The sequence below is a fragment of the uncultured Lactobacillus sp. genome, from assembly GCF_902491705.1.
GTDB lineage: Bacteria > Bacillota > Bacilli > Lactobacillales > Lactobacillaceae > Lactobacillus.
This window is the reverse complement of record NZ_CABUIW010000002.1, coordinates 38,385-65,121: the sequence shown is the minus strand read 5'-3', so window position 1 is coordinate 65,121 and position 26,737 is coordinate 38,385. Positions and strand designations below refer to the sequence as shown.

General features: G+C 35.7%; 32 protein-coding genes, 1 tRNA gene and 1 pseudogene. 33 read left to right on the top strand and 1 reads right to left on the bottom strand.

Annotated features, from left to right (window positions below; all coding sequences use genetic code 11):
- Positions 1-460 precede the first annotated feature (460 nt).
- The 31 genes and pseudogenes from RDN22_RS00930 (at position 461) to RDN22_RS00780 (ending at position 24,253) form a co-directional block, all read left to right on the top strand.
- On the top strand, positions 461-964 hold the full coding sequence (locus RDN22_RS00930) for a helix-turn-helix domain-containing protein (RefSeq protein WP_308555001.1): 504 nt from the start codon (positions 461-463) through the stop codon (positions 962-964).
- A 110-nt stretch (positions 965-1,074) separates the two neighbouring features.
- Complete coding sequence (locus tag RDN22_RS00925) at positions 1,075-1,707, top strand: NUMOD4 domain-containing protein (RefSeq protein WP_308554999.1); 633 nt, start codon at positions 1,075-1,077, stop codon at positions 1,705-1,707.
- 54 nt (positions 1,708-1,761) lie between these two features.
- Positions 1,762-3,002: pseudogene (locus tag RDN22_RS00920) on the top strand (PBSX family phage terminase large subunit).
- A complete protein-coding gene (locus tag RDN22_RS00915) occupies positions 2,993-4,456 on the top strand; it encodes a phage portal protein (protein ID WP_308554997.1) in 1,464 nt (487 codons plus the stop codon). The pseudogene RDN22_RS00920 and the gene RDN22_RS00915 overlap by 10 nt, the downstream one beginning before the upstream one ends.
- 9 nt (positions 4,457-4,465) lie before the next feature.
- A complete protein-coding gene (locus RDN22_RS00910) occupies positions 4,466-5,527 on the top strand; it encodes a minor capsid protein (protein WP_308554995.1) in 1,062 nt (353 codons plus the stop codon).
- 56 nt (positions 5,528-5,583) lie between these two features.
- Positions 5,584-5,817 carry a hypothetical protein gene (locus RDN22_RS00905; protein ID WP_308554993.1) on the top strand — a complete coding sequence of 78 codons (234 nt, stop codon included), beginning with the start codon at positions 5,584-5,586 and terminating at the stop codon, positions 5,815-5,817.
- Positions 5,818-5,955: 138 nt separating this feature from the next.
- Positions 5,956-6,504, top strand: a complete 549-nt coding sequence (locus RDN22_RS00900; RefSeq protein ID WP_308554991.1) for a phage scaffolding protein — start codon at positions 5,956-5,958, stop codon at positions 6,502-6,504.
- The gene (locus RDN22_RS00895) at positions 6,504-7,580 is read left to right on the top strand and encodes a capsid protein (protein ID WP_308554989.1); all 1,077 of its coding nucleotides are present in this window, start codon (positions 6,504-6,506) and stop codon (positions 7,578-7,580) included. Before RDN22_RS00900 ends, RDN22_RS00895 begins: the two co-directional genes overlap by 1 nt.
- A gap of 15 nt (positions 7,581-7,595) precedes the next feature.
- Positions 7,596-7,970 (top strand): hypothetical protein, encoded by a 375-nt coding sequence (locus tag RDN22_RS00890; RefSeq protein WP_308554987.1) that lies wholly within the window; start codon positions 7,596-7,598, stop codon positions 7,968-7,970.
- Positions 7,967-8,329, top strand: a complete 363-nt coding sequence (locus tag RDN22_RS00885) for a hypothetical protein (RefSeq protein ID WP_308554985.1) — start codon at positions 7,967-7,969, stop codon at positions 8,327-8,329. The genes RDN22_RS00890 and RDN22_RS00885 overlap by 4 nt, the downstream gene beginning before the upstream one ends.
- On the top strand, positions 8,326-8,727 hold the full coding sequence (locus tag RDN22_RS00880; RefSeq protein WP_308554984.1) for an HK97 gp10 family phage protein: 402 nt from the start codon (positions 8,326-8,328) through the stop codon (positions 8,725-8,727). The genes RDN22_RS00885 and RDN22_RS00880 overlap by 4 nt, the downstream gene beginning before the upstream one ends.
- Positions 8,724-9,149: a DUF6838 family protein gene (locus tag RDN22_RS00875; RefSeq protein WP_308554982.1), complete on the top strand. Its 426-nt coding sequence runs from the start codon at positions 8,724-8,726 to the stop codon at positions 9,147-9,149. Before RDN22_RS00880 ends, RDN22_RS00875 begins: the two co-directional genes overlap by 4 nt.
- Positions 9,118-9,306: a hypothetical protein gene (locus tag RDN22_RS00870; protein ID WP_308554980.1), complete on the top strand. Its 189-nt coding sequence runs from the start codon at positions 9,118-9,120 to the stop codon at positions 9,304-9,306. The genes RDN22_RS00875 and RDN22_RS00870 overlap by 32 nt, the downstream gene beginning before the upstream one ends.
- Before the next feature lie 3 nt (positions 9,307-9,309).
- The gene (locus RDN22_RS00865; protein WP_308554978.1) at positions 9,310-10,770 is read left to right on the top strand and encodes a phage tail sheath family protein; all 1,461 of its coding nucleotides are present in this window, start codon (positions 9,310-9,312) and stop codon (positions 10,768-10,770) included.
- A 13-nt stretch (positions 10,771-10,783) separates the two neighbouring features.
- Complete coding sequence (locus RDN22_RS00860) at positions 10,784-11,257, top strand: phage tail tube protein (RefSeq protein ID WP_271880690.1); 474 nt, start codon at positions 10,784-10,786, stop codon at positions 11,255-11,257.
- A 12-nt stretch (positions 11,258-11,269) separates the two neighbouring features.
- Positions 11,270-11,686 carry a hypothetical protein gene (locus tag RDN22_RS00855; protein WP_308554976.1) on the top strand — a complete coding sequence of 139 codons (417 nt, stop codon included), beginning with the start codon at positions 11,270-11,272 and terminating at the stop codon, positions 11,684-11,686.
- Between the two features lie 249 nt (positions 11,687-11,935).
- Entirely contained in the window at positions 11,936-14,965 is a 3,030-nt protein-coding gene (locus RDN22_RS00850; protein WP_308554974.1) for a tape measure protein, read from the top strand.
- Positions 14,966-14,977: 12 nt separating this feature from the next.
- Positions 14,978-15,670: a hypothetical protein gene (locus RDN22_RS00845; protein ID WP_308554972.1), complete on the top strand. Its 693-nt coding sequence runs from the start codon at positions 14,978-14,980 to the stop codon at positions 15,668-15,670.
- Positions 15,667-16,734, top strand: a complete 1,068-nt coding sequence (locus tag RDN22_RS00840) for a hypothetical protein (RefSeq protein ID WP_308554970.1) — start codon at positions 15,667-15,669, stop codon at positions 16,732-16,734. Before RDN22_RS00845 ends, RDN22_RS00840 begins: the two co-directional genes overlap by 4 nt.
- On the top strand, positions 16,707-17,108 hold the full coding sequence (locus RDN22_RS00835; RefSeq protein ID WP_308554968.1) for a DUF2577 domain-containing protein: 402 nt from the start codon (positions 16,707-16,709) through the stop codon (positions 17,106-17,108). The genes RDN22_RS00840 and RDN22_RS00835 overlap by 28 nt, the downstream gene beginning before the upstream one ends.
- Complete coding sequence (locus RDN22_RS00830; protein WP_308554966.1) at positions 17,092-17,547, top strand: DUF2634 domain-containing protein; 456 nt, start codon at positions 17,092-17,094, stop codon at positions 17,545-17,547. The genes RDN22_RS00835 and RDN22_RS00830 overlap by 17 nt, the downstream gene beginning before the upstream one ends.
- The gene (locus RDN22_RS00825) at positions 17,537-18,691 is read left to right on the top strand and encodes a baseplate J/gp47 family protein (RefSeq protein WP_308554964.1); all 1,155 of its coding nucleotides are present in this window, start codon (positions 17,537-17,539) and stop codon (positions 18,689-18,691) included. The genes RDN22_RS00830 and RDN22_RS00825 overlap by 11 nt, the downstream gene beginning before the upstream one ends.
- Positions 18,678-19,352, top strand: coding sequence for a putative phage tail protein (locus RDN22_RS00820; RefSeq protein ID WP_308554962.1), 675 nt, complete (start codon positions 18,678-18,680; stop codon positions 19,350-19,352). Before RDN22_RS00825 ends, RDN22_RS00820 begins: the two co-directional genes overlap by 14 nt.
- The gene (locus RDN22_RS00815; protein WP_308554960.1) at positions 19,349-20,518 is read left to right on the top strand and encodes a hypothetical protein; all 1,170 of its coding nucleotides are present in this window, start codon (positions 19,349-19,351) and stop codon (positions 20,516-20,518) included. The genes RDN22_RS00820 and RDN22_RS00815 overlap by 4 nt, the downstream gene beginning before the upstream one ends.
- 24 nt (positions 20,519-20,542) lie before the next feature.
- Positions 20,543-21,412, top strand: coding sequence for a hypothetical protein (locus RDN22_RS00810; protein ID WP_308554958.1), 870 nt, complete (start codon positions 20,543-20,545; stop codon positions 21,410-21,412).
- Positions 21,413-21,629: 217 nt separating this feature from the next.
- Positions 21,630-22,148 carry a hypothetical protein gene (locus tag RDN22_RS00805; protein ID WP_308554956.1) on the top strand — a complete coding sequence of 173 codons (519 nt, stop codon included), beginning with the start codon at positions 21,630-21,632 and terminating at the stop codon, positions 22,146-22,148.
- Positions 22,148-22,351, top strand: a complete 204-nt coding sequence (locus tag RDN22_RS00800; RefSeq protein ID WP_308554954.1) for an XkdX family protein — start codon at positions 22,148-22,150, stop codon at positions 22,349-22,351. Before RDN22_RS00805 ends, RDN22_RS00800 begins: the two co-directional genes overlap by 1 nt.
- The gene (locus RDN22_RS00795; protein ID WP_308554951.1) at positions 22,314-22,796 is read left to right on the top strand and encodes a hypothetical protein; all 483 of its coding nucleotides are present in this window, start codon (positions 22,314-22,316) and stop codon (positions 22,794-22,796) included. Before RDN22_RS00800 ends, RDN22_RS00795 begins: the two co-directional genes overlap by 38 nt.
- Positions 22,797-22,808: 12 nt before the next feature.
- The gene (locus RDN22_RS00790; protein ID WP_308554949.1) at positions 22,809-23,051 is read left to right on the top strand and encodes a hypothetical protein; all 243 of its coding nucleotides are present in this window, start codon (positions 22,809-22,811) and stop codon (positions 23,049-23,051) included.
- Complete coding sequence (locus RDN22_RS00785) at positions 23,044-23,373, top strand: hypothetical protein (protein ID WP_308554947.1); 330 nt, start codon at positions 23,044-23,046, stop codon at positions 23,371-23,373. Before RDN22_RS00790 ends, RDN22_RS00785 begins: the two co-directional genes overlap by 8 nt.
- Position 23,374: 1 nt before the next feature.
- On the top strand, positions 23,375-24,253 hold the full coding sequence (locus RDN22_RS00780) for a GH25 family lysozyme (protein ID WP_308554945.1): 879 nt from the start codon (positions 23,375-23,377) through the stop codon (positions 24,251-24,253).
- Positions 24,254-24,399: 146 nt separating this feature from the next.
- On the opposite strand, the gene RDN22_RS00775 is transcribed toward RDN22_RS00780, so the two are convergent.
- A tRNA-Leu gene (locus tag RDN22_RS00775) sits at positions 24,400-24,483 on the bottom strand.
- Between the two features lie 88 nt (positions 24,484-24,571).
- On the opposite strand from RDN22_RS00775, the gene RDN22_RS00770 reads away from it, so the two are divergent.
- Both RDN22_RS00770 and RDN22_RS00765 read left to right on the top strand, forming a co-directional pair.
- Entirely contained in the window at positions 24,572-25,873 is a 1,302-nt protein-coding gene (locus tag RDN22_RS00770; protein WP_308554943.1) for a serine hydrolase, read from the top strand.
- Position 25,874: 1 nt separating this feature from the next.
- On the top strand, positions 25,875-26,723 hold the full coding sequence (locus RDN22_RS00765; protein WP_308554941.1) for an NAD(P)H-hydrate dehydratase: 849 nt from the start codon (positions 25,875-25,877) through the stop codon (positions 26,721-26,723).
- Positions 26,724-26,737: the final 14 nt, after the last annotated feature.

The window sequence follows — 26,737 nt, the reverse complement described above, 5'->3', positions numbered from 1 at the left end:
AGTTGCGGTGGTGCTGGTGTAAGTCCAGCCTTGTGCATAGCTTGCGACGACCCTCCCGTTTTTACGGTACTGAGGCGAGCAGCAGAGCGTAAACATTGTTGGTGTGCTTATGGCACACCATTCCAGGACACAGCCAGCCAATGGTGAGCTGGACATATGGTGATCACTGCGTGAGAATTAAATGCCCAATGATTCTCTTATCGGTTCGATTCCGATGTGTCCTATACCTGGTAGTTTATGCAAGCAGTCAAAGCTAGCAGTCTGTAAAACTGTTGCCGTAAGGCTTCATAGGTGCAAATCCTTTAACTACCATTTAATTCTTAATACGGAATTAAGGGCCTAGTAGTTTAATTAGAAAAAAACAGTCAGCGATGATGGTGCAAGTCCATCCTAGGTTTAAATATTTTTAAGTCAGCAAAGCTGGCTTTTTTATTTACTCTAAAGGCGGGGGTGAGATAATGTGAAAAGTATAATAAAAGCTGGTAAAGATTCGGCTTTTGATAGACTTACAAAAAAGAAGAAAATAGCGGTAATTCGGCTTTTCGAAGGTGCTACTTTAAAATCTATTTCACAAGAAATTGATTGTCATATTAATACTATTGAGAACTGGAAAAATAACGAAGAATTTCAACAAGCTAGAATTGATTATTCAATCTATGCTTTAAATCATTTATTGCCTGATGCGGTGGCTAGTTTATCTCAATTAATTAATCATTCTAAAACACCAGCGATGGTTAAGCTTCAAGCTATTCAAACCGTTTTAAAACACGCTAATTTGTTATCAGATAATGGTACTCCAGAATTAGATGCTGCTAGAATTCGTAAAGCTAATGCTGATGCTCGTGTTGCTGAAGCTAGAGCTAAAGCAATGGAAGACAATGGGCAAGATATGGAGCAGCTACTTGATAAGATGCTGGATACCTTAACAAAGGAAAGTGACAAAGAAAGCAAAAAGAAAAGTTGATATATCAATAATTTGCTTCGGTTCGATGATATAATATCGTTGTAAACAAAAAGCTCTAGCAGTGCTGGTAACACTCTAGAGCATGGTAATCATATAAAGGTTATAATCACATGATTAATAATATAGAAATATGGAAAGATATTCAAGGCTATGAGGGCTTTTATCAAGTCTCTAATCTTGGCAGAATAAGAAGCTTAGATAGGACTATTACTGATAGTATTGGAAGAAAGCGCCTATATAAAGGCAGAATATTAAAACAAATGATTGATGGCAGTGGATACTTTGAAGTTCTTTTATATAAAGAAACGAATCGTAAACCACTTCATATTCATCGTCTAGTTGCACAGGCGTTTTTACCAAATCTCAAAAAACTACCATGTATTAATCATATTGATGAAAACAAACAGAATAATGCGGTATTAAATTTAGAATGGTGTTCATATAAGTACAACACTAATTATGGTACGTGTATGGATAGAGCAATTCAAACCAGAGGTCGAAATCCAGAATGGCATAAAAAAATAAAAGAACATACTGGAAAAATTGGCAAAAAATATGGTCGAATAAATGGTGCTAAAATGTCTAAACCAGTTTTGCAATTTGATCTTAATGGTGATTTCATTAAAGAATGGCCTAGTATGCGAGAAGTAAAACACAAGCTTAAAATAGATAATAGTAATATTGCTAGGTGTTGTAAGGGTAAGCAAAAAACGGCTGGTAAATATATTTGGAAATTTAAATAAATTAAAAATTGACGTTCAATGAACGTCTTTTTTATTGGAAGAAGGTGATTAAGATTGGTATTATCAGATATTTTTACAGCAAAACAACAAACTGTATTTCAAAGCTATTTACATGATGATTGGCGTTTAATGATTCTGAATGGAGCCGTTAGATCAGGTAAAACTTTCATTGATAACTGGTTGTTTCTTATGGAAATTAGACGAATAGCAAAATTGGCCAAAAAAGATAACATAAAAAAACCATTATATATTTTGGCTGGATTTTCAAGCAATTCCATTTATAATAATGTTATTTCTTCTATTCGTAATCAATTTGGTATTGATTTAAAGCCTGATCGTCACGGACATTTTCACTTGATGAACGTAGAGATAGTTCCTAGCTATACTGGGACAGATCGTGGCGTAAATAGTGTTCGTGGTTTGACAGCGATGGGAGCGTATGTAAATGAATGCTCGTTAGCGACTGAAAGTGTCTTTCAAGAGATATTACAGCGTTGCAGTTATGAGGGGTCAAGAATAATTTGTGATACCAATCCGTAAGGTCTGACAATCCTAATCATTGGCTAAAGGTTAATTATATTGACAAAGCAAGTGATCTAAAAGCTCATATCAAATCGTTTAATTTTACTATCGATGATAATACTTTTTTAAGTTCAGAATATGTAGAAGCTTTAAAAGCTCAAACACCTTCAGGGATGTTTTATGATAGAGCAATTAATGGCTTATGGGTAACAGGCGAAGGCATCGTTTATCAGGATTTCAATAAAGACACGATGGTTATTGATGATGATAAGATTCCTCAAGGCTTGCATTATTACTGTGGCGTTGACTGGGGTTATGAACACCCTAATCCAATTCTATTACTAGGTGATGATGATCAAAGGAATACTTATGTTTTAAGAGATTACACAAAGAAGCATAAATTTATTAATTATTGGGTCAAGATTGCACAGAACTTGCAAGATGAGTTTGGACGCAATCTTATTTTTTATGCTGATTCAGCACGTCCTGATAATGTTAATGAGTTTCAAGCTGCAGGTATCAACTGTATCAATGCCAACAAGAATGTATTGCCTGGTATTGAATGTGTTGCACAGAAGATGCGCGAAGGTAAATTCTTTATTGCTGAATCTTGCTCTCAAGGTTTAATGAATGAAATTTACCAATATGCCTGGGATGAAAATACCGGACAGCCTTTAAAAGAAAATGATGTGAGACATAACGACCGGCTTGATGCTTTACGTTATGCAATTTATTCAAAGAATGCGAAAGGGGGATTTGTTCCTTGGAATTAAAAGCTTTAAAAGATTTAATCAAGAATACAGAAAGCCAACGAAACGCTTTCAATCAAAGGTATTATGCTTCTGTTAAGTACTATAAAAATGAAAATGATATCACTATTCGTACTCGTGGCGAATCTAAAATTAAAGAAGATGGTGGCAAGAAAGATCCCCTTCGAAGAGCTGATAACAGAATTTCTAATAGTTTGCATCAGTTGTTAGTAGATCAGGAGGCCGGATATATTGCTACTGTTCCTCCGAAAATTGATGTAGGTAATGAAAAAGATAATCAGTTAATTCAAACTGTTCTTGGTGACCAATATAATTTAGCTATCAATCGTTTAACTGTGGATGCATGTAACGCTGGTGTTTCTTGGCTTCATTACTGGGTAGATGATCAAGGCAATTTTAGATATGGTGTGATTGATCCTGATCAAATTACTCCAATCTATGACACGACACTTGATAATAAACTGGGTGGTTTACTTCGTTCATATCGTAAATTGGATACTGATAGTGGTAAATATTTCACGGTTCATGAATATTGGAATGACAAACAAGCACAGTTCTTTAGAACTAGTGCTAATGATCAATCAGTTATTGAACCATTCAATAGAATTCCATCTTATGATGTAACAGCTGGTTATGATGCTGGTGAAAGTAATACTTATGATCATAAAATGGGACGTGTGCCATTTATTCCATTCCCTAAGAATAAGTATCAACAGCCTGATTTATTTAAGTACAAAGGTTTAATTGATGCTTATGATCACATCTATTCTGGTTTCTTAAACGATGTATCAGATGTTCAGCAAGTAATCTTAGTTCTAACCAATTATGGTGATACTGATCTTAATACCTTCATGGATAACTTGAAGAAGTACAGAGCTATTAAGTTCAACAATGCTGGTAATGGTGATAAATCTGGAGTTGATAAGTTAACAATTGATATTCCGGTTGAAGCTCGTAAAACATTGTTAGATTTGACTAGAGAAAATATCTTCACTGAAGGCCAAGGTATTGATCCTGCTAAGTTTGAAACCACCAATGCAAGTGGTACAGCTATTAAGATGTTGTATTCAAACCTAGAATTAAAGGCAAGTAACACACAAGCTTACTTCACTAATTCTTTAAACGATCTAGTTCGTGCAATTATGAGATTCTATAATTTGAAAGATCCTGAAGGCCGGAAGATTACTCAAACTTGGAAACGTACTAGAGTTGAAGACAAATTAGCGCAAGCACAAGTGGTTTCAACAGTTGCTAACTTTACTTCAAAAGAAGCAATTGCTAGAGCTAATCCGATTGTTGACGATTGGCAACAAGAGCTTAAAGATCAAAAAGAAGATATCCAAAATAGTGACGGTTTTAGAGCCTCTCAGAGCTTTGATAATCCTGATGAAGAAGATTACTCAAGCGATGATAAAGCCACTCCTGATAAATCAGAGCAGGCAAATAAAAAGGCTTAGTGATTAATTATGAACTCTCAAGAATATTGGAAGAAAAGAGCTTTACTCGCTAAGCAAAAAGAAATGGCTTCAACCGCTGAATATGAAGTAGCTATGAGATCACGTCTTAAGGATCTTGAAAATGAGTTCATTAGAGAATCCAAGAATTGGATTACTAAATATGCTAATGAGAATAATCAATCATTAAAAGAAGCTGCTAATTATTTAAATTCCATTGATACTTCTAAGTTTGATATGACTTTAGCAGAATTTGAAGCTAAGGCTAGAGCTGGTGGCTTTGAAAAAGAATTAAACTCTGCTTACTATAAAACTAGAATTGCTAGACTTCAGGAATTATATAGACAATATCAAGAATTAGCTGCTAAATATGCTGATAATGAAGAAGATAATATGGCTATTGGTTTAGCTAAACGGTATGAAGATACTTACTTATTGGAAAATTACAACAAATATTTAGTGGTAGGTGGCTTAGATGTTAATTTCGCTCATTTTAATGAACAAGAATTAAAAGATATTGTTTACCAACCTTGGAAGGGCGGTAATTTTAGTAAAAGAATTTGGAACAACTACACCAAAGTTATGCCTGAAGTGCTAACTGATACAATGTTTAGATCAGTTGCTTTAGGATATTCTTACAATCGTGTTGAGCGGATGCTAAGAGATAAGTTTCAAGGAGTGGTTAAATCCAATATCCATCGTTTAGTTGTCACTGAAATGGGACATGCCGCGGAAAAAGCTACAGCAAAGTTCTATAATGATTCAGACATTAAGCAGTATCAATACTTAGCAACATTAGAAACTCATACATGTGATGTTTGTGCTCACTTAGATGAACGTATATTTAATCTTAAGGATGAAAAAGAAGGCATTAATTATCCTTTGATGCATCCCTACTGCAGATGCACCACAGTTCCTTACATGAAAGGTTTGCCTGATATTCCAACACGGTGGTATCGTGATCCAATTACTGGTAAAGGCAAATGGACACGGAACATGACTTACAGTGAATGGGCTAAGGCTACTGGTGCTAAAACATTTAGCAAGAAGAAATTTATTGAAGCTAAGCCATAGGCTAAAAGGCTACAAGCTCCTAAGTTATCTTGGAATGGGTTACGCATAAGCAAAATGTGAATTATGGTACACGAACTCAAAGAGCAAATGAAAAAGCTCAAATAGTAAATAGAAATAATGGGCTTTCAAAACCAATTGCACAGTATGACTTAAAAGGGAATTTAATTAAAATTTGGGCTTCTACTAAAGAAGCTGAAAGAAATGGATTTAATCACAGTGCAATTATAAACTGTGCTCTTGGCCGAAAATATCATAAAACATATAAAAACTATGTTTGGAAATATATTTAAATAATTAAGTAAAAGAACTGGATTTCGGTTCTTTTTTATTTTGTCCAATTATTGCGTTAAGACGTAAAACTGTTCGCAGTGGATGCCTTGTGAGGGGCGGTCTCGTATTAAAACGTGTAAAAGGTAAGGAGAATTTTTATGAAAAGAGATCAATTGAAAGAATTAGGTTTACAAGATGATGTCATTGATAAGGTTATGAGCATGAACGGTGCTGATATCGAAAAGGCTAAATCAAGTAATGCCGAAATGGTTCAAGAAAATGAATCGTTAAAAGCTCAAATTGCAGAGCGTGATAAAGATTTAAAGAATTTACGTAAGAATGCTAAGGATAATGAAGAATTATCTAACTCATATAAGGAATTACAAACTAAATATGATAAAGATACTACTGATTTATCTAATAAATTATCGAAGATTCGTCTTAACAGCGCTCTTGATCAAGCTTTAATTAAGTCTAATGTTCGTAACACTAAGGCCATCAAAGGCCTTTTGGATATGGATCAAATTAAACTTGATAAAGATGGTAATTTAACTGGTTTAGATAATCAGATTAGTTCAATTAAGAAAACTGATGCCTATTTGTTCGATGAAGGCACTAAGCAAAACTATGAACCAACCAATGGCAAGCCTAATAAACCTGATGAAGTTCAAGAGATGATTAATGTATTTAAAGGAGAAGGTAAATAATGGCAGAAGTTATTAATTATGCTGACAAGTACCAACAAGCGGTACAACAAGGATTTTATGATGGTCACTTATATAGTGCAGCTCTTTGGAATTCACCATCAAACTTATTAATTCAATTTGATGGGGCAAAACATATTAAGGTACCACGCTTAAAGATTACTGCAGGACGTAAAGACCGTACACGTAGAGCTATCACAACCCCAGAAGTAAACTACAGCAATAATTGGGATTCATATGAATTAACCAACGAACGTTACTGGAGTACTTTGGTTGATCCTTCAGATATTGATGAAACAAACATGGTGGTTTCAATTGCAAATATTACCCGCCAATTTAACTTAGATTCTAAGATGCCTGAAAAGGATCGTGAAATGTTCTCAAAACTTTACCAACAAAAGGTTCACTATGATGGTGATGATGGTATTCATACTGAATCAATTGATGAAAAGAACGTTCTTAAATTGTTTGATGAAATGATGAGCAACTTCGATGAAGCTCGTATCCCTGCTCAAGGTCGTATGCTTTATGTAACTCCAAAGATGAATTCAATCTTGAAGCGTGCAGATGCTATGAATCGAATTGTGGTAATTTCCAATCCTTCAGCTATTACTCGTACAGTTCACTCATTGGACGAAGTAACCATTAATGTTGTTCCATCTGATTTAATGCAAACTGCTTTTGATTTCACTGTTGGTTCAAAGATGAAATCTGATGCTAAGCAAATTGATATGTTCTTGATTGAAAATGGTATTCAAATTGCACCTGAAAAGTACTCATTCGTTGGTTTTGACCAACCTTCAGCATCTACTTCAGGTAACTACCTTTACTACGAACAATCATATGATGATGTTCTTATGTTAAGCACTAAGACCAAGGGTTATGAAGCTGTTGTTAGTGATGCTACTGGTGTTAAAGATTTATCAGATTCATCCAAGTTTGGCAAGCAAACCGATACTGCTGATGTAAAGCCTACAGATGCTAACACTGTTGAGGAAATCAAGGCCTACTTAGATAAGCACCATATTGATTACACCGGTAAGATCACGAAATCAGATTTGTTAGCTTTAGTAAAATAGTAAAGCGGTGATTGAATGGATAAAGAACACATTGTTGATCAAGTTAAATTATTAATTCCTAACGACAAAGAAAATCCTAATTATGATAAAATCATTGATTTTACAGTTAATAAGATCATGAATGATGTTGCTAATTACTGTAATATTCCGGTGGATGAATTGCCTAAAGAATTATCTATGGTGGTAGTCAATATGACACTTCAAACCATGAATACAACTGAATTTCTTTATGGTAAAGATAACTCTGCAACCATTCAATCACTTAATGAAGGTGATACTAGTGTAACTTTTAGGCCTGTGAGTGATGTTTACATGGCTCTGCAGAGTTTAAATCCTATTACGGATAATTACACTAATATCTTAAATAACTTCAGGAGGTTACCAGAATGAACCAATTTGAAGGCTTAAAAAGGGTAGTTTCATTGTTATGGACGGATAAAGTAAAGATCACTGGTACTAAGAAAGTGACTAAAAAACACATTACTAATAGTGTTGAAACCACAATTGTGGAAGATGAGCCTTGCAAGGTGATTCTTAAAGGGCAATCTGCAAGTACTCAAACTATTTTTGGCACTGATGAAGCAGATGCTAAATTATTGATTCGTAATGGTATTGATATTCCTGCTGGAGCGGTTATTTATATTACTGATCAAAACGGTAAAACTACTAAATATAAGCGTTCTAGTAAGGGATATTCTGGCTATTATTCACATCAAGAAATAGCAATGGTAAGGGATGAAAAAGCATGAGTTTGGGAACTGTTGATGATGCAGAGTTTCAATCTTGGGCTAGTCGTGTTAAAGGAAGAATAAATAGTGGCCAACTCAAAGAAGAAATTGGTCAAAGCACTAAGCGTATTGGTGTACAAGCTCTTAAAACACTTAAGAATAATACTCCTGTTGACACTGGAACTTTGCGCAAAGCTTGGACTGTTGAGGGTCCTTCTGTAAGCGGCGGCGGCTGGGTTGTTAAAGTCAGCAATCCTACCGAGTATGCTTCCTATGTTGAAAGTGGCCACAGAACTCGTAACCACAAGAACTGGGTACCAGGTCAATTCTTTATGAAGAATTCCTTGAATGCGATAAACTCCCAACTGCCTGAATTGATAACACCTGGCTTATGGGCTTTTAGTGATTTACTATCATGACAATAATTGAAAGAATAGCGGATGAGTTAGCTCGTATCTCGCCGAATACAACAATTTACACGGAGAATCAACCTGATGGGTTTGATGAACCGTGTTTTTTTATAGGCAGAGCAGGAAATAAAACTCTAAAGCCAGAACTTTTTGATTATGAAGTTAGAAAAATACCATTTCAAGTTGTTTATTTTCCACCAGAAGAAAATGCTAATGAAGCATTAGATGAGATGGAAGCGCTGCTAATGGACAATCTAACTGTATTGCCTGACTTTGCTTATTTAAGAAATCGTGAATTCAGTATAGATACTAATGAACATACGCTGACATATGAATTTGATTTAGTTTTACGGATGTATAAACCAGATCTTTCATTAAAACAAAGGAGTTTAGATTTAAATGCAAGAACAAAAGGAAACAACAGGGAATAGCACTGAAGTTGAGTACACTAAGGCTCAAATTAAGCAGGCTGGTTTATTCCCTGGAACAAACAACATGGCATTGGTCAATGCCGCGTTGGAAGACAAAAAAACTTATACAATTGCTGAAGCTAAGAAAGCAATTGAAGATTTTAAAGGAGGTATGTAATAAATGGCAGGTGGAACTTGGAGAATGCAAAACAAAGTAAGACCGGGTGTTTACATCAATGTTCGTGGTGATGGCAAGCCGGTATTAACCACACCTTTGGGGCGTTTATTGATGTTCCAAAACAAGCCTCTGGGTTGGGGCAAGAATGGCATCATCGCATTAAAAGCTACTAGTGATTTTACTGCGCTAACCGGCCACAAGAATACTGATGAAGTATTGGCTCCAGTTTATGAAGCTTTAAAGGGTGCCGAAACGGTATTGCTTTTAAACGATTTTACTGGTGGCGTTAAATCTACTGCTACTAAGACAGGTGTTTATACCGTTAACGCAAAATATGAAGGTGAACAGGGCAATAACATTAGTGTTAGTTTTGTTCCTAGTCCCTTGGCTGATGGTGCAAACACTCAAGATGTAACCGTAACTACTATCTTTGGCACTAAGCAAGTTGATCAAGTAAAAATCACTTTACCAAAGGCAAACGCCGATGCAATTGCTAAAGCAGGTTTAACTAAAGAAGACCAATTGGAAATTCACAACGATTACGTTGATATTACTTTTGGTACTACCCCAGCAGAAGTAACTAGTGAATTAAATAGCAAAGGAGAATATCCACTATATACCGCAATTTATAATGGCTTAACTCAAAGCCCTACAAACGTTACTTTAACAGGCGGTACTAATGGTACTAATAATGTAGTCGATGACATGCATGACTACTTAGAAAACGAATATTATGCTGTAGCTACTACCGCAGGTTGGGAGGAATCAAGCAACATTCATAAGTTGTTAGTTGAACAAATCAAGCTTTTACGTGAAAACGTTGGTATTAAAGTACGTGCGGTTGTTCCTAATACTAGTGGTGTTGCTTACAACTATGAAGGTGTATCAACTGTTTTAAACGGTTATGTACTTAATGATGGCACTGTAATTAGTCCTAATATTGCTACTGCTCGTTTTGCCGGTATGAGTGCTAGTGCTACACCAGATCAAGCATTAACTTATACCCAACTTGATGATGCTGTAGAAGCTAGCCCAAAGTTAAACAACGATAAGACTATTGCAGCTTTAAACGCTGGACAAATTGTGTTTACCACACGGGCTGGCAGTCGAGTAGTGATTGAACAAGATATTAACTCACTCACTAAGTACACCAGCACTAAGCCTAAAGACTTTAGCAAGAACAGAATTATTAGAACACTTGATGAAATCTGTACTAATACTACTCAAACATTTGAAACTAGTTTCTTAGGTAAGGTTTCAAACAATGAATATGGCCGAGATTTATTTAAAGCCAACCGTGTGAGCTACTTGTCCGGATTAGAAGCGCAAAACATGATTCGCGACTTTGATCCTAATGATTTAAGCTTGGCTCAAGGCAATGATAAAGACGCCGTATTAATGGAATTATATGTAACACCAGTTGACGCAATGGAAAAGCTTTACGTTAACTTGGTAGTTAGATAGAAAGGATAAATAAATGGCAACAACTTTAGAACAAGTTCTTCATGGTAGAGATACCATTTCATCAAAAGATGCTAAGGTTACCGTTACTATTGATGGTAATGTTATTAATCTAATTGATTGTAAAGAATTAAAAATTAATATCAAAAAGAACAAGGAAAAGGTCCAAGTTCTTGGCGATCACTGGACTAAGCATAAAACCACATCTGTGGATGGTACCGGTACTTTAGGCCAATATGTAATTAATAGTAACTGGTTGAAATATGGTATTCCTTACACCATGAAGGAAGGGGATCTTTATTTCACAATTACTTTTACTATTGATGACCCAACTTCTCATGCTGGTAAACAAATTATTCAACTTGATGAAGTTAACTTAGATGAAATTCCAATTGCTGATTTTAAGGCTGATGATACCGTTATGGATATTTCAGCAGATTTCACTTTTGAAGGTATCCACTTAGTACAACCTTTTGATGGTATTCAGTAAGGAGAAAAATAAATGGCTGAAAATTTTAATGTAGAAGATTTTATTAATGTTGAAAGTCCTGTAAAGGAAGAAGAAGTAAAGATCAAGCGTTTTAAAGTACCTTTTAAAATTCGCTCTTTAACTGCAAAAGAAGTAAGTGAATTGAGAAATGATTCAAAAGAAATTCAATTCAATAAATCAACTAGAACTTCTCAAAAGGTTTTAAACCAAGATAAGTTTGAAAATAATTTAATGGCAGCTAGTGTCGTGTTTCCCAATTTAAAGAATGAAGAACTTCAAAAACACTATGGCACCTATGGTGATCCTGCAGGTACACTCGAAGCAATGCTTTTAGCAGGTGAATATAATGCATTAGCTGAAAAAGTATTAGAACTTTCAGGTATTGATGCTAATAATGATAATGATTTAGTTGCTGAAGCAAAAAACTAATTAATAATTCAGTTGGTGATTTTTCAATTTATAACTATGTTCTTAACGAGTATCATTGGACACCAAAACAATGGGTAGATCTAAATGAAAGAGAAAAAACATTAGTTGTTGCATCAATTGAATTAAGACTAGAACAAGAAAAGGAAGAAAGAGAAGAAAGTAAAAGAGAGGCAAAGTCATAACACATTGAAATGATATGTGAGAGGCTTAGCCTCTCTTTTTTTGTAAGAACTAGAAAGGAGGTAATATATGCCAGAAATAAGTGCAACGATTAGAGTTGTTGATGCTTTTAGTAATCCATTAGATAAATTGGCAAATGGACTTTCAAGAGCACAGTCCGGTTTTAGTAGGCTAAAAGGTGCACTAGGCGGAAATATGTTTGGTGGCGCTGAAAAATCAAGTAGTGGCTTGTTCAAATCTATGGCTGGTGGTGTTGTGGTAGGCAACATGATTAGTAAAGGTATGGGTTTAGCCGGTTCTGGTATTAGGTCAATGCTGGGGGAACTTAATGAAGCATCAACTTCGTGGCAAACGTTTGAAGGAAACATGCACCAATTAGGTGCTTCAAATACTGAGATCAATAAAGCTAAAACTGAAATGCAACAATTTGCACAGCAGACAATTTATAGTGCTTCTGATATGTCTAGTACTTATGCTCAGTTAGCCGCAGTTGGTACTAAGAATACTGCCAAACTAGTTAAAGGTTTTGGTGGTTTAGCAGCCGCTTCTGATAATCCTCAACAAGCTATGAAAACTTTAAGTGAGCAAGCCACACAAATGGCAGCTAAGCCTAAAGTTCAATGGCAAGATTTTAAGCTGATGTTGGAACAAACTCCAGCCGGTATCTCTGCCGTTGCTAAAACAATGGGTGAAAGTACTACACAACTTATTAAAGATATTCAGGATGGCAAAGTTAAAACTCAGGATTTCTTAAATGCTGTTGCTAAAACTGGTACCAATGCTAACTTCTCTAAGATGGCTACTCAGTACAAAACAGTTGGTCAAGCAATGGATGGTTTGAAAGAAACATTAGCCAATAAACTTCAACCGGCTTTTGATAAAGTCGGGAAAATTGGTATTAAAGCCGTTGAAGGCATTACTGATAAGATCGGCAATATTGACGGTGAAAAATTAGGAGACAACTTAGTTAATTTCATTCAAAATGCTCAAAACAAGTTTGATGAATTTAGAGAGAATTTCTCTAACGGCTTTGCCAGCTCATTTAATATAGATGGCTTTAGAAACATGATAACTGCTATAGGCAATGCTATTAACAATGTTAAAAATGCTTTTAGTGGTGTAGGTGGTTCACTTGCTAACACTTTAGGTAGTTTATCTGGTAAAGGGCTAAATGAAATTAGTTTAATAATTACTAATATTGCTAATGCAATAGCAAAAATGAGCCCTGGTCAAATAAGGGCAGTAGGTACAGCAATTGCTAGTTTCGCTGGAGCATTAACTTTATTAAAAGGAGCTAGTTCTGTAGCTGGAACAATCTCTAATATCGCATCTGGATTAAGTGCTATTAAAGGCGGCTTTGGTACAGCTTTTAGTGGAATCAAAGAATTGCCTAAGGCTTTTTCAAGTATTGGACAAGCTAAAAATGATATAGCTGGTTTCTTTTCTATTTTAAAAGATGGTGCTAATGCTGGCAGCGCAACTCACTTTGCTGATATGCTAGGTGGTTCAAAATTCGGAGCTGGTATAGGTGATATGCTGGCTAAAGTTAATGGCATTAAAACAGCTTTTGCTTCTTTAGCACCAGCTATATCCGGTTCTTTCTTACCAATTGCAGGAATTGTTCTAGGTATATCCGCAGTAGTTGCTGGTGCAGTAATGGCATGGAAGAGCAATTTCCTAGGCTTTAGAGATACTGTTCAACAATCATTCAGCAATATTGGTCAAGTATTGGGTCAAACTTTTAGTAATTTGGGTCAAGTATTTGCACCAATAAGGCAGGCTTTTAGTCAAATTGGACAGGCTTTAGCTCCTGCTTTACCTGCTATTAGACAGTTTGTAACAGCATTGGGTGCAGTTGCTGGTACTGGCGCATTACTAGGTTTATCAATGGTTGTAGATATCTTTAAAAATATTGTTAGTGGCGCTCTTGCTGCCGGAAACGCTATTAAAGGTGTCGTTTCTGTTGCTAAAGGTTTAGGTGCTGCATTAAGTGACATTAAGAATGGTGATTTTTCATTCTCTGGTGTTAGAAAAAACTTTGCTGATGCTGGTAAAGCTTTTTCAGATGCAAGAAAGAACTTTCATCCTTTTGATTTTTCAACTACTGAGAAAACACTTAGCACGGCAATTAATAATGCTAAAAAGTCCTTCGGTAACAGTAAAGTAAAAATGAAAGCAGATGTAGATACCTCAGGTATTAACAAAAAAATGAGCAGTGCCACAAAGGGTGGCAATCATAAGATCAAAATTGGTGCTAAGGCTGATTTAAGTTCTGTTAATAAACAAATTAGTTCTATTTCTAAGAAACAGATTTCAGCACCAAAAGTTAAAGCACCTAAAGCGCCGCAACCTAAAATGCCTAAAGTCAAAACTATGCCTGCACCTAAGATTAAAACTCCTAAAATACCACAACCAAAGATGCCTAAACTTAGAACAATTCCTGCTCCTAAAGTTCAAAGACCTAATATGTTCGGTGTAGTTTCTGCTGTTCGTTCTGGTATGAGTAGAGCTGCTGCAGCTGCAAGAGCAGGTGGTGCACAAATTAGCGCCGCTGTTCGTAGTGCATTGAATCAAGCTATAGCTGCTGCTAGAAGCGCCGCTGGATCTATGCAAGCTGCTGGTGCCATGATTGGTGCTGGTTTAGCCGCTGGTATTCGCTCCCAGATTGGAGCAGTTGCCGCCGCAGCTAATGAGTTAGTTGCTCAAGCTAACAGGGCGGCAAGAGCAGCGGCTCAAATTCACTCGCCATCAAGACTTTTTGCAGAAGTTGGTAGTTTTATTGGTCAAGGTATGGCTGTTGGTATGGATTCTACAAGAGGGCTTATTAGTCAAAGCAGTAGAGCCATGATTAATAGTGCTTATCCTGGATTGAATAGTTCAATTAGTAGTTCAGGATCTTTAAGCTCAAGCTCAATTAGGCCTAATAGTGCTACAAATAGTAATTACTACACTGGTGGCACTAATAATTCTAGTCAAGTAACTATTGCTCCAGGTGCCATTGTAATTAACAGTTCTGGTAATCCTGAAGAAGATGCGGATGTCTTATTAGATAGACTTGAAGAAAAAATCATGGAACAAGCCGATAAGTCATTAAGTTAGGAAGTGATGATTATGCCTGATAGAAGTGGCCTGGAATTTTATATAAAAGATCAAACTACTGGTGAAAATCTTCAAATTCCAGTGAATCCAAAAGATGTTAAGTTGAAATATGAAACAGATGATCATTCTGAAACTATTGTTAACTTAGGTGAAGTAAATATCCCTGGTAAATTAAAGCTAGTAGGTGTATCAATTAATTCTGTTTTTCCTACGGTTGGTGCTCACTATACAGCAACTAAAAGCCCACATAAGCAGGCTACCTATGTTAAGAAAATCAAATCAATGCAAAGCAAAAACCATAAAGTTAGATTCGTGGTTACCAAAACAGATATTTCAATGTTGATGACTATTGCTAGTTTTGAATATGGTTTAGAGAATGGCTGGGCTGATGAATATGCCTACACTTTGGAATTAAAGCAATATCGTAAATTTAGTTACGAGAAAAAGAAGAATCCTAAAAAGCGTGGACGTTCTAAGCCAGCAAAGAAACGCTCAAAACCAGCTAAAAAGATTAATGTTGGTTCAACTGTTTCAGTTAATGGGCGGTTACATGCTGATAGTTATGGCAAGGGAGCAGGAATGTATGAAAAGAATGCTAAGCGTGAAGTTTTATACATTGTTCCAGGTCGTGAATATCCGGTTTGTGTAGGCATTAACGGTAAAGCTCGTGGTTGGGTAAAAATGAGTGAGGTGAAAAGATCATGACTGATATTATCAAGTTAACTTTAAAACGCAGATCAACTCACTTTACTCATTCTAAAAGCCGTGCAAGCTATGATATTAGTGATCTTGTAATTGATGATTCAATCAAATGGACTATTGACACCAATTTTTCAGCATCTCAGTTTGATTTCAAACTAGTATTTGATGAAAAGCCAATTATTCCTTATACAGGAGATATCATTTCATTTTCTTACAAAAAGAAGAAAATCTTTTATGGCTATGTTTTTAAGTATGGCTTTGATAAGAACCACAACATTACTGTTAAATGCTATGGTCCTAGCCGTTACTTAAAGAATGAAGATTCAATTGTATTTAAAGCTGGTACATTGAGCGAACGATTCAAAGAAGTCTCAAAACGTGCCGGAATTAAAGCCAAAGTTGTGGCTGGATCTAGTCATAAATGCAAGGCTGAAGTTGATGATGGTAAAACGTATTTTGACATGATTAAGAGCGCAATGAGTGCAACTACTAAGAATACTCATAAACATTATTTGATCTTTGATAATTACGATACTGTTGAATTAAGGAAGTTCCCTTATAAGAAGCTGGATATTGTTGTAGGTGATAAGTTGGGGCTTACTGATTACGATTACTCGGTTGATATTGATAATACTTACAATGTTGTAAAGGTTGTTAAAAAAGATAGTAAAAAGAGTAAAAAAACATCAAAAACTCAAACTAGTGCAGATGATCCTAAAACTACTACGATTTCTTCAAAAACTGTTACTATGCCTTCAAGTAAGCAATGGGGCAAGCTTCAAAAGGTAGTTAATGCTAAAAAGAAAGCTAATGATGCTCAAATGATTCAACAAGCTAAAAATGAGCTTAAAAACCGCAATATGGTTAATAAGCAATTAAAAATTACTTGCATTGGTCGAACTGATTTAGTTCCTGGTAACTATGTGACAGTAAGCATCAAAGACTACAAGAAAAAGTTTAAGGACTGTCCAATTCTGAAGGCAGTCCACAACTTTGGCCAAGATTATACATGTGAGTTAACAATGAAAGTGGGGCAATCATGGCAGGTAAACGGCTCTATGAGTTAATAATGCAACGTGGTGGCAAGTCTAGTGACTATTCTGATGTTGTTTATGGAACTGTCATTAATACTTCACCTTTAAAGATTCAATTATCTAATAATATGGTTTTAACTAGTGATTTTATTATTCTTGGTAAACATATTGGTAAGTTTAAACTTCAAGGTAAAGCCATTATGAAAGGTTCTGCAGATATGACTTTTCACGGGCATCACGAAGCAGCGGATATTAAGAAAGCTAATTTAGAGTTTAAAAAGAAATCAATGTATATTGAATTTGATAATTCACTTGAAAAAGGTGACAAGGTAACCATGATCCGTGAAGATGGTGGTCAACAGTTTTATTTATTTGAAAGGATAGGTGAGGATGGCTTTGGATTCTGATAAAGAATTAAACATTGGAGCATTGATGGAAGATGCTTATTTAGATGATGATGATATTGACGATGAAGAAGACGGCCAAAGTCCCACCTATACCTTCAAGGTGGCTAATGGTCATATTCGTAGTATGACTGATGAACTTGATGCAATGAAACAAGCTGCAGATAAAATTCTAAAAACTGAACGTTTCGTTTATCAAATTTATGATGAGCAGTATGGCAATGATTTGCCTGAATTAATTGGAGAATCAATTGATTATGCTGTATCTGAAGCAGAAAGAATGACTGTTGAAGCATTAGAAGCCGATGATCGGATTACCAGCGTTGATATTACAAAATGTGAAAAATCTAGCAGTGATTCAATTACAGTTGAAGGCTATGCTAACACGGTTTATGGAAGAGTGGGCTTTGAAAGTGAGGTGGATATTGTAGATGAATCCTAATGAATTAGCGAATGAACTAGAAGCACAAAATTATGATTACTGGTTAAATTTAATGCTTGATCAAGTGCCTAACGATATTGACAAACGTGAAGGTTCAATTATCTTTGATGCTTTAGCTCCTGCAGCTATGGTATCTGCTCAACAGTCTTTATCTTTAGCAAATATTATTAGAGAAACATATATTAAAACCGCTCAAGGTGAGTTTTTGGACTATAGAGCGGTTGAACATGGTACTAATAGATATGCAGCCACTAACACAGAAGTTAAGGCTAGATTTAATAATGATGATGGTAATCCAATAAATGTAGAAGTAGGTGATAGATTTGCAAGTATTGCAGAATCGCCTATTTTTTATACGGTAATTAAGGCTAATGATGATGGAACGGCTGAAATGCAAGCTGAAGAAGCTGGCACATATGCTAATTCTTATTTAGGGCAAGTATTACCGGTCACCCCTAATGATAATTTAGCATGGGCTGAAATTATTGAAATCACCATTCCAGCTAGGGATGAAGAAAGTGATGATCATTTAAGAGATCGTTTGTTAAATACTAATTCATGGGTTGCTTATGGTGGTAATGTTGCTGATTACTTAGATATGACTAGTAAGATTCACGATGTAGGAGCTACCCAGGTTTACCCAGTTTGGAATGGACCGGGAACGGTTAAGTTAGTGATTTTAAATAATGATTTGATGCCGGCTAGTTCAACTTTAATAAAAAAAGTTAAAGAAGAAATTGATCCTGAAGACAAAGAAACTCAGGGTTATGGATTAGCTCCAATTGATCACAGAGTGACAGTAACCACCGCAGAAACATTAATTGTAAATGTGCAGATTAATGCTCTTTTAGATGCTCAGCATGTTACTAGTAATATTGAGCAACAAATAAAAAATGTATTATCAAAGTTCTTCATTGAATTACGGCAAAATTGGGCCACAATTAACCCTACAACTGGTAGAGGCTATACATTGACTATTTTTAGATCACGGATTTTATCTAAAATCATGCAAATAGAAGGTGTAGCAAATGCAAACTTACCAATTTTAAATGGAGCTGAAAAAGATATTTCTTTAATTTTTGATAATCAAGTATCTCAATTGCCTGTTTTAGGGGAGGTGACCGTAATTAATGAAAACCGATGAACTTCTCAATTACATGCCTGATTACTATAACGGCGTGTATGAAATGGAGGAGTTGCTAAAAGCTCAAGGCAAAGGATTGAGTAAATTTGATGATGATCTCAATCGAACTTTATTTAATGAATTTATTTCTAAAACTGATGAAAAAGGTATTTCAGTTTTTGAAGATCAATATGGTATTGTGCCTGAATATGGTGACAGCTTAGAGCTAAGAAGGCAAAGGGTTCTTACCAGGACACTTAAACCACAACCACTAACCATCAGACGGTTAAAGCAAATTTTCGGATCTTTGAAAATTCCGGCTGAAGTTAGTGTTGATCGTTCACGGCGTGTATTGAATGTTGTTTCTTGGACTGGTGAGTTAACTAAGTCTCAACAGAAACTGGTAATTTTTGAATTAAATACATGGTTACCGGCAAACATGGGCTATACCTACCGTTTGTGGGCTAAAACTGAAGCGGCTCACGCTTATGTTGGTTCTGCTTGCACTGTGGTTGCTCAAACTGTAGCTAAAGCAGAATGGCTAGATGATTCAACAATTGTCAAGCGATTATATCAATATGGTATTTGGGGTAAGACAAATATTGAACCGTCCGCTTATGTTGCTACGCCGGTTACTGGAAGCACTATTCAAACGATTGAAGCAGAAAGGAGGAATTTATGAGTAAATACAGTAGAACAAAGTTACTACCTAAAGGATTACAAATTATTCAAGGAGTAGTACGAGGAAGAACCTTTGAAATTACATCTGCTTCTTATAGTGAAAGCAAAACTAATGAAAATGATGTAATGAATCAAGGATCAATCGTTAATCCAATTGGTCATATCCCTATTTTTGCTAAAGATGATAAATCATTAGCAGATCAAGGAATTCTAGGAATTGAGTTATCTTTTACTCAAGAAAGTACTAGACTTAATAGAGATATTAATTTACAAAGTATTCAAATTGAAGGGCGACAGAATGGCACTAATGTAAGCTATCCTATCGCTTTTTCTTTGGCCGAAGAACCTGAAAGACTTACTTTAAGTGATCCAAGCTTTGAGTTTAGAATTATGGTTTATGTTCAGGTTGGTGATACTGATAATGTAACAATCAATATTAATCCTGATGGATTAGAATCACGAAGAGAACACCAACAGGACATAGATGAAATTATTAATGCTCTAAGTGTTGGTTATGTTCCAATAACGCTTAAAGATTCTAAAGGGAATCAACTATTAGGCCACGATGGTAAACAATTATTTGCTAATAAGCCTATTGTTGATTTTGATCAAACTTTATCAGTTAGAGGTAAAGCCCCTGATTCTAAACAGGTCGGGGATAACTTCAGAGCCATTGAAGATGAAGTGTTAGATATTGAACGTGATTTAAGAAATACGTTTGAAACGAAAGAAAAAGTTAGAGATGTTAATAATTTAGCTTTATCAAATGCTGATCAAATTGCAGTAGCCCAACGTGGTTTAGTACAAGCCAAAGAAGATGCTATTAGATTCGAAAATGGTGTAATTGCTAACAAGCGATCACTCAATTTGCTAACTCATGATGGTGGTAATTTAGCTGCTCATGACAGTAATGAAATGATCGCAGATACTCAATACATCTTAATTGATAAAAGCCTTAATAAGGCTAATCAAGCCGCCGATGCTGAAAGTGTTGGTAAGACAATTAGAATGTTATCTGATGTATTTGAAAATGCTATTAACAAGTTAGCGGTTGAATCGTATGTTACTAAATTATCTGTTGAAAATAACCCTACGATTCAGGCTGTTCAAAACGGCATTCAAAGCTTGGATGAAAGATTAACAAAGTTAGAAAAAAAGGTTAGATAACCTTAAAGAAAGGAAATTAAAATAATGGCAAATATGAGAATTCAAGATTTAAACGAAAATTGGAAACCAGATACCAATGATAATTTTGCACTTACGTTCACCGGAAACGGAGAATCTAAAACTAGATTGAGAGATCTGTATTACTCTCTCGTTCCAGATGGTGCAATTACTCACAACAATATCTATCGCGGCCAAAGTTTAGGTGCATTAACCGCTACTCACATTGCAAATATTAGAAACGGCTCTTTTAAAGATATGTTTATTGGTGACTACTTCACTATTAACGGCTCAACTTATGTAATTGCAGCAATTAATTATAAGCATGGCAACGATGACAATATCCCTTTAGGTAACCACTTGCTCTTGATGCCCACAGGATTTTCAAAAATGGCTGATGGTACCGAGCTACGAGGTGATGGTAAAACTACACACTTCATGAACGACACTAATACTACCGAAGGCGGCTTTGCCGGGTCGAAGATGTATAAAACTTACTTCCCATCAATTCAGCAAAAGTTAGAATCTGATTTTGGTTCAAACTTAATGAAATGGCGCGGTATTGTATCCACTCACGTTGACTCTAGTGGCGCACCAGATCAAGGTGAATGGCGTGATATGAAGGTTATGATTCCGAATGAAATCATGATTTATGGCACTACAATTAACGGCAATAACAAGAATGGAGGTTGGTACAACATCGGCGATGATAATGTACAGTTGCCACTTATGCGTATGAGTAGCGATGAGCGTAATACACATAGATGGGCAATGTGGCTTAGAGATGTCCATTCTGCGTCTGAGTTTGCGAGTGCGGGCAGCTTTGGTGATGATGTCTGGCGCGCTGGTGCGGCAGACATCTGGCCCGGTGTGCGGGCTTTCTTCCTCATCGGTTAATCTCAAAATCAAGCACACCTTTAGGCGTGCTTTTTAAGTAGAAAGCACCACAGAAAATGTATTACGAAATTTATCCACCATAATGATCTAAGAAAGAGGTTTTATAATTGTCAGTACCAATCGAACTAAATTAAATATCAACGCTTTATACAGACAATTATTTGCAGAACATTAGAATGTTCTGCTTTTTATTTATCTAAGGAAGAGAGAAAAAGAAATGGTTAAAGAAACAAACAACACAACTACCGAAGTTAAAGATGTTGAATTACATCTAGCTTCAGATCAAGCAGATATGATTCAAGACTTATTGAGCAACTACGTGTATGCATACCGAAGCGATTCTGAAGTTGATTGCGAAAGAGTACCGGTTAAAATAGATAAAGTTGGTACTTACCCATATCCATTAACTTTACCATCACCCGATTTAATTAATCCTTGTTATGACTGGGTAAATAATACCTGGTACGACAAGTCAAAAGAAGGACTTAGCCAACTTTACAAGAGGGTTGATAAGTTAGATAAGAGTAGTGCTTTGAAGGATAAGCAATTCAACGCTATTCAAGAATCAATCAACCAATCAAATGAAACTTCAACCATCTTGATTAATCAGGTCAACCAAATAGGCACTCAATTTAATCAAGCATTGCAAGATTTAGGAACTGCAGTTAACAACCTTAGCAAAGACCCAACACCTACAGAACCTAAAGTAGAAAGCACTAAGGAGGACAATGAATAATGTTTAACTTCAAATTTAACTTTAAACCAATTGATCCAACTCCTGTTTATGAAAGAGCAGTGCAGTATTACAAATGGGGGTGGACTACTAAAGAAAAATTAGCAGAACGTGTTTCAAATGGCACCTTACCGGAAAGCTACTATGAAGAAGCAACAGGTGAAAAATATGAAAAGGATAAAAAGGCTACTGCCGAGGCTAACTAATCATCTTTTGCATATTATTATGGGTGCTTATCTGGTTAGTAACGGATTAATTCTTATCTTTAGTGATAATTATTATTCGTGGCCACCAAACATGGCACCTTTTTATAATTCCGACTTTGTAGGCTCTTGGGCTTTGTTTACTGGTTTAGGCTTGATTTATGTAGCAATTCAAAAAGAATTTTCATCTAAAGCTAATATTATTTGGCTTCTTTCAGCATGTGGATTCTTAGGCTTTACTGGCTTTCTAGAATTTGCACATGGTATTGTTTTTCATAATATTCACATGCTTGATTATAGTATTACTTTAATTTTCATGTTACTGATCAATTTCTATATTATTGATAATAATACGGCATCTAATCATAAGAATAATCATAAGAATAAGCTTGATGTGAAATTAGAAGAAAAATTGGAAGAACGTGATAAAAAAACTAAAAGAGAGTAGGTGAGTGCCGTTGTGCAAAATTCAGACTGGATGTTAATTTTCACGTCCGGCGCTCTTGGAAGTATATTTTCCATCTTGATTGGTGCACTTCAGTGGTACATAAAACATAAGGATGAAAAAGAAAAACGTGATACAGATGATTTCTTTAATAGATGGATATCTGCTGAAGATGAAATTGATAAGTTAAGGGATCAAAACCGACAGTTAAAAGACCAGGTAGCAAAACTTAAATTAAAGGAGAAAAAAGATGAATAGCTTGAATGTATTTGATGTAGCCACAACAGTGGCTGTTTTTATTGTGATGATTGCAATGATTATTTCATTGATTGAAAAGGTTTATAAAGAGAAGAAGCCACTCACGATGGAAGATATCGCTGATTTAGCTAACATGATTGTTGCTCAACATGATTCACTTAAAGGATCAGGAAAAGAGAAAAAGACTGAAGCTACTGAAGATTTAAGAACTGCTCTTGATGGTAAAAAGGGTGAAGTCGCTAAAACAGTAGCAGAAAATCCTAATGTAGCTGCAGGTTTTATTGAGAATGCAGTTAATGAACGGCATACGGAGGATAAATAAAATGAGTAGAGAAATTGTAATTGACTTAGCTAGCTATCAATCTAGCTTAACAGCATCAGATTACAAGAAGATTGGTGCTAAATATGCAATTGTTAAAATTACTGAAAACACCAATTATGTAAATCCGGTTGCTAATCAATTGATTAATCGTGCGGCTACAGGTGGTGTTAAAGGTTTTGCTTTCTATCATTTTGGTCAATTCCATAATGATGCTAAAGCGGCTTCTGAAGCTAAATGTTTTATTGCTAATACAAAGAAAGTAGTTAACCTTCAAAAAGGTGCTCTAATGATTCTTGATGCTGAAGTAGCTAATATGCCTACTAGTTCAATAATTGCATTTTTGAAAGAAGTTAAGAAGGCCGGTTATAAGACTGGCTTTTACACTTATAAATATTTATTACCAAACTTTGATTTAAAAAAGATTAAGCCATACATGGACTTTTTCTGGTTAGCTTCTTATCCATTATCAAACGGAAAAGCCGCAGATAAGAAACCAGATTTCAATTACTTTCCAAGTGCTAACTATGTAGACTTATGGCAATACACTGATAATTTACTTGGTTATAAAGTAGATGGATCAATTAGTGTTACTGAAAATGCTATTAAGCTTTTTAATCCTGGTAAGGCTAAAGCAACTGCTAAAAAATCAGGATGGGTGAAGAAAAGTGGTACTTTCACATTAGGTGAAGATTTACATCTTCATGAAAGTCCTCATATTGATTCACCTTCAATTGCACTATTAAAGAAAGGTAGTATAATTAAGTTTGATGCAACTCTTCAAGGACCTAAAAGATTATGGCTAAGACAACCTAGATCTAAAGGTTATGGTTATATTGTTGCAAGAGATAAAAATAATAAATTATTAGGTAAAATTAAATAAAAAAGAGGTGAAAAACCACCTCCTCTAAATCTATTTTAAAAGCCACTCTAGAATTAAATTTCTAGGGTGGCTTATTTTTTTGTTGCACAAATGATGCACAATATTAAATCTAATGTTGATATATCAACATATTTCGTATAATTCGATGCCCGCTAAAGGATTCGAACCTTCACTCAGTCACCTGAACAGCGACCTGAACGCTGCGCGTCTGCCAATTCCGCCAAGCGGGCATTTTTCTCATGTACATGAATTATAATACCAAATATTTGGTAAAATGTAAGCATAAATATACTTTATTATGCAAAAGGATGGAATTTCATGTTTTTTAGTAATAAGAAGATAAAACGAGCTTTTATTAGCTTTGTTGCTGCAGTTTCATTGATTTCATGTAGTGCAGTTTTTACTACACCGGTTCATGCAGATAATACTAGCAGCTACCAAGCTGATCAACTTAATTTAAATGTTAAATCTGCCATTGCAATCGACAGTAATTCTGGACAAATTTTATATGCAAAAAATGCAGCTAAAACTTTGCCAATTGCTTCAATGACTAAATTAGTAACTGTTTATTTAACTTTACAAGCAATCAAGGATAAAAAGTTGTCATGGGATCAAAAGGTAAAGCCAACTGCCCCAATCGTAAAGGTTGCTAATAACGCAGAATACTCAAATGTTCCACTTAAAATGGGTCATTCTTACACTATTAGACAACTTTACCAAGCTACATTAATTGAATCAGCCAATGGTGCCGCAATGCTTTTGGGTCAAACTATTGCTGGTTCACAAAAAGCTTTCATTAATCAAATGCGTCAGCAAGTTAAGAAGTGGGGCATTGAAGATGCCAAGATTTACACCGCTTGTGGTTTACCTAACGGTAATTTAGGTAAGGATGCTTACCCTGGCGTTAACAAAAACGCTGAAAATACTATGTCAGCTAAAGACATGGCTATTGTCGGTCAAAATTTGATTAAGGACTTCCCAGAAGTCTTAGATACAACTAAGCTTGCTCACTTAGATTTTAAAGATGGCAATAAGACCACAAAGATGGCTAACTTCAACTGGATGCTTAAGGGTCTTTCTCAATACGACAAGGCTTACCCAGTTGATGGTTTAAAGACCGGTACTACTGATGCGGCAGGTGCATGTTTTATCGGTACTGTTGAACATAGTGGTGCACGCTTAATCACCGTAGTTATGGGTGCACGTCACCAGGACGGCACTGATCCATCACGTTTCATTCAAACCAAAAAGTTGATGAACTTTATCTTTAACAAGTATCGTCCAGTTACTATGACTGCAGGCAGTCAAATGAATGGTGCTAAATCAATCAAGGTTACTGATGGTGATAATGCTACTACTAACTTGGGCTTAAAGGATAGAACTACTATTTGGGATCCTGCAGATGGCAAGACACTAGTAGCAAGCTTAGATAAAAAGACAATCGAAGCTCCAATTACTAAGGATCAAACAATTGGCAATTACCAATTTAAGTCTGGCAGTGAAAAGATTGTTTCTTTGTCTAACCCTAATGGTATGAATGTTAAGGCCAAGGCTTTATCAGCTAATGGCAAAGTAAACTTCTTTGTAAGAATTTGGCGCTGGATTTTCGGAGGCAGATAAAATGACGGAAATTACTGAAGCGATATTAAAGAAAGTTATTAAGAAGAGATCAAGCGATACGCATAAAGGCAATTATGGTCGAATTCTTTTGATTGGCGGTAGTGAAAACTATGGTGGCGCCATTATTATGTCGACTTCAGGAGCAGTAAACAGTGGTGCAGGTCTTACCGCTGTAGCAACTCACCCCGTTAATTTGACTGCGCTTCATGCACGTTTACCTGAAGCAATGTTTATTGATTGGCGGGATGCTAAACTAGCTGATTTGATTAAGAACATGGACGTTGTAGTTTGCGGACCTGGTCTTGGAATGTCAGATTTAGCTAAGCAAATTATGGTTATTCTAAGAAGATGTACTTCAGAAAAGCAAACAGTCGTCTTAGATGCAAGTGCCTTAGATTTAATCAGTGAAGATAAGTCGCTTTTGCCGACTAATGCAGGTCATTTGATTCTTACGCCTCACCAAATGGAATGGCAAAGACTTAGTCAAATCCGTATCCCATTTCAAACAGATAGTGCTAATATTGGTGCTTTAAATCAATTGATCCCTGATAGTAATGCTATGCTAGTTTTAAAATCCAACCACACTCATATCTATGATGGCAAAGGTCAAATTTTCGTTAACCCAATAGGCAATCCAGGTATGGCAACTGGTGGAATGGGTGATACGCTTGCTGGCATTATTGGCGGATTCATTGCCCAATTTGGACCAAGCGTGGACACTGTTTTAGCAGCAGTTTACATCCATTCTTTAGCCGGTGATTTAATCAACAAAGACAACTACGTTGTAAGACCAACAGAAGTTTCTAAAGTATTGCCTAAATTGATGAAAAAGTATTCAGAATTAGCATAAAAATGTTAAACTTT

What these genes read in the sequence shown, in the direction of transcription:
- RDN22_RS00845 (WP_308554972.1), top strand. Translation starts at nt 14,978, where the DNA reads ATGCCTGATAGAAGTGGCCTGGAATTTTATATAAAAGATCAAACTACT.
- RDN22_RS00785 (WP_308554947.1), top strand. Translation starts at nt 23,044, where the DNA reads ATGAATAGCTTGAATGTATTTGATGTAGCCACAACAGTGGCTGTTTTT.
- RDN22_RS00835 (WP_308554968.1), top strand. Translation starts at nt 16,707, where the DNA reads ATGGCAGGTAAACGGCTCTATGAGTTAATAATGCAACGTGGTGGCAAG.
- RDN22_RS00895 (WP_308554989.1), top strand. Translation starts at nt 6,504, where the DNA reads ATGGCAGAAGTTATTAATTATGCTGACAAGTACCAACAAGCGGTACAA.
- RDN22_RS00805 (WP_308554956.1), top strand. Translation starts at nt 21,630, where the DNA reads ATGGTTAAAGAAACAAACAACACAACTACCGAAGTTAAAGATGTTGAA.
- RDN22_RS00810 (WP_308554958.1), top strand. Translation starts at nt 20,543, where the DNA reads ATGGCAAATATGAGAATTCAAGATTTAAACGAAAATTGGAAACCAGAT.
- RDN22_RS00870 (WP_308554980.1), top strand. Translation starts at nt 9,118, where the DNA reads ATGCAAGAACAAAAGGAAACAACAGGGAATAGCACTGAAGTTGAGTAC.
- RDN22_RS00800 (WP_308554954.1), top strand. Translation starts at nt 22,148, where the DNA reads ATGTTTAACTTCAAATTTAACTTTAAACCAATTGATCCAACTCCTGTT.
- RDN22_RS00770 (WP_308554943.1), top strand. Translation starts at nt 24,572, where the DNA reads ATGTTTTTTAGTAATAAGAAGATAAAACGAGCTTTTATTAGCTTTGTT.
- RDN22_RS00860 (WP_271880690.1), top strand. Translation starts at nt 10,784, where the DNA reads ATGGCAACAACTTTAGAACAAGTTCTTCATGGTAGAGATACCATTTCA.
- RDN22_RS00850 (WP_308554974.1), top strand. Translation starts at nt 11,936, where the DNA reads ATGCCAGAAATAAGTGCAACGATTAGAGTTGTTGATGCTTTTAGTAAT.
- RDN22_RS00910 (WP_308554995.1), top strand. Translation starts at nt 4,466, where the DNA reads ATGAACTCTCAAGAATATTGGAAGAAAAGAGCTTTACTCGCTAAGCAA.
- RDN22_RS00765 (WP_308554941.1), top strand. Translation starts at nt 25,875, where the DNA reads ATGACGGAAATTACTGAAGCGATATTAAAGAAAGTTATTAAGAAGAGA.
- RDN22_RS00925 (WP_308554999.1), top strand. Translation starts at nt 1,075, where the DNA reads ATGATTAATAATATAGAAATATGGAAAGATATTCAAGGCTATGAGGGC.
- RDN22_RS00815 (WP_308554960.1), top strand. Translation starts at nt 19,349, where the DNA reads ATGAGTAAATACAGTAGAACAAAGTTACTACCTAAAGGATTACAAATT.
- RDN22_RS00875 (WP_308554982.1), top strand. Translation starts at nt 8,724, where the DNA reads ATGACAATAATTGAAAGAATAGCGGATGAGTTAGCTCGTATCTCGCCG.
- RDN22_RS00885 (WP_308554985.1), top strand. Translation starts at nt 7,967, where the DNA reads ATGAACCAATTTGAAGGCTTAAAAAGGGTAGTTTCATTGTTATGGACG.
- RDN22_RS00890 (WP_308554987.1), top strand. Translation starts at nt 7,596, where the DNA reads ATGGATAAAGAACACATTGTTGATCAAGTTAAATTATTAATTCCTAAC.
- RDN22_RS00820 (WP_308554962.1), top strand. Translation starts at nt 18,678, where the DNA reads ATGAAAACCGATGAACTTCTCAATTACATGCCTGATTACTATAACGGC.
- RDN22_RS00795 (WP_308554951.1), top strand. Translation starts at nt 22,314, where the DNA reads ATGAAAAGGATAAAAAGGCTACTGCCGAGGCTAACTAATCATCTTTTG.
- RDN22_RS00830 (WP_308554966.1), top strand. Translation starts at nt 17,092, where the DNA reads ATGGCTTTGGATTCTGATAAAGAATTAAACATTGGAGCATTGATGGAA.
- RDN22_RS00825 (WP_308554964.1), top strand. Translation starts at nt 17,537, where the DNA reads ATGAATCCTAATGAATTAGCGAATGAACTAGAAGCACAAAATTATGAT.
- RDN22_RS00865 (WP_308554978.1), top strand. Translation starts at nt 9,310, where the DNA reads ATGGCAGGTGGAACTTGGAGAATGCAAAACAAAGTAAGACCGGGTGTT.
- RDN22_RS00880 (WP_308554984.1), top strand. Translation starts at nt 8,326, where the DNA reads ATGAGTTTGGGAACTGTTGATGATGCAGAGTTTCAATCTTGGGCTAGT.
- RDN22_RS00840 (WP_308554970.1), top strand. Translation starts at nt 15,667, where the DNA reads ATGACTGATATTATCAAGTTAACTTTAAAACGCAGATCAACTCACTTT.
- RDN22_RS00900 (WP_308554991.1), top strand. Translation starts at nt 5,956, where the DNA reads ATGAAAAGAGATCAATTGAAAGAATTAGGTTTACAAGATGATGTCATT.
- RDN22_RS00855 (WP_308554976.1), top strand. Translation starts at nt 11,270, where the DNA reads ATGGCTGAAAATTTTAATGTAGAAGATTTTATTAATGTTGAAAGTCCT.
- RDN22_RS00780 (WP_308554945.1), top strand. Translation starts at nt 23,375, where the DNA reads ATGAGTAGAGAAATTGTAATTGACTTAGCTAGCTATCAATCTAGCTTA.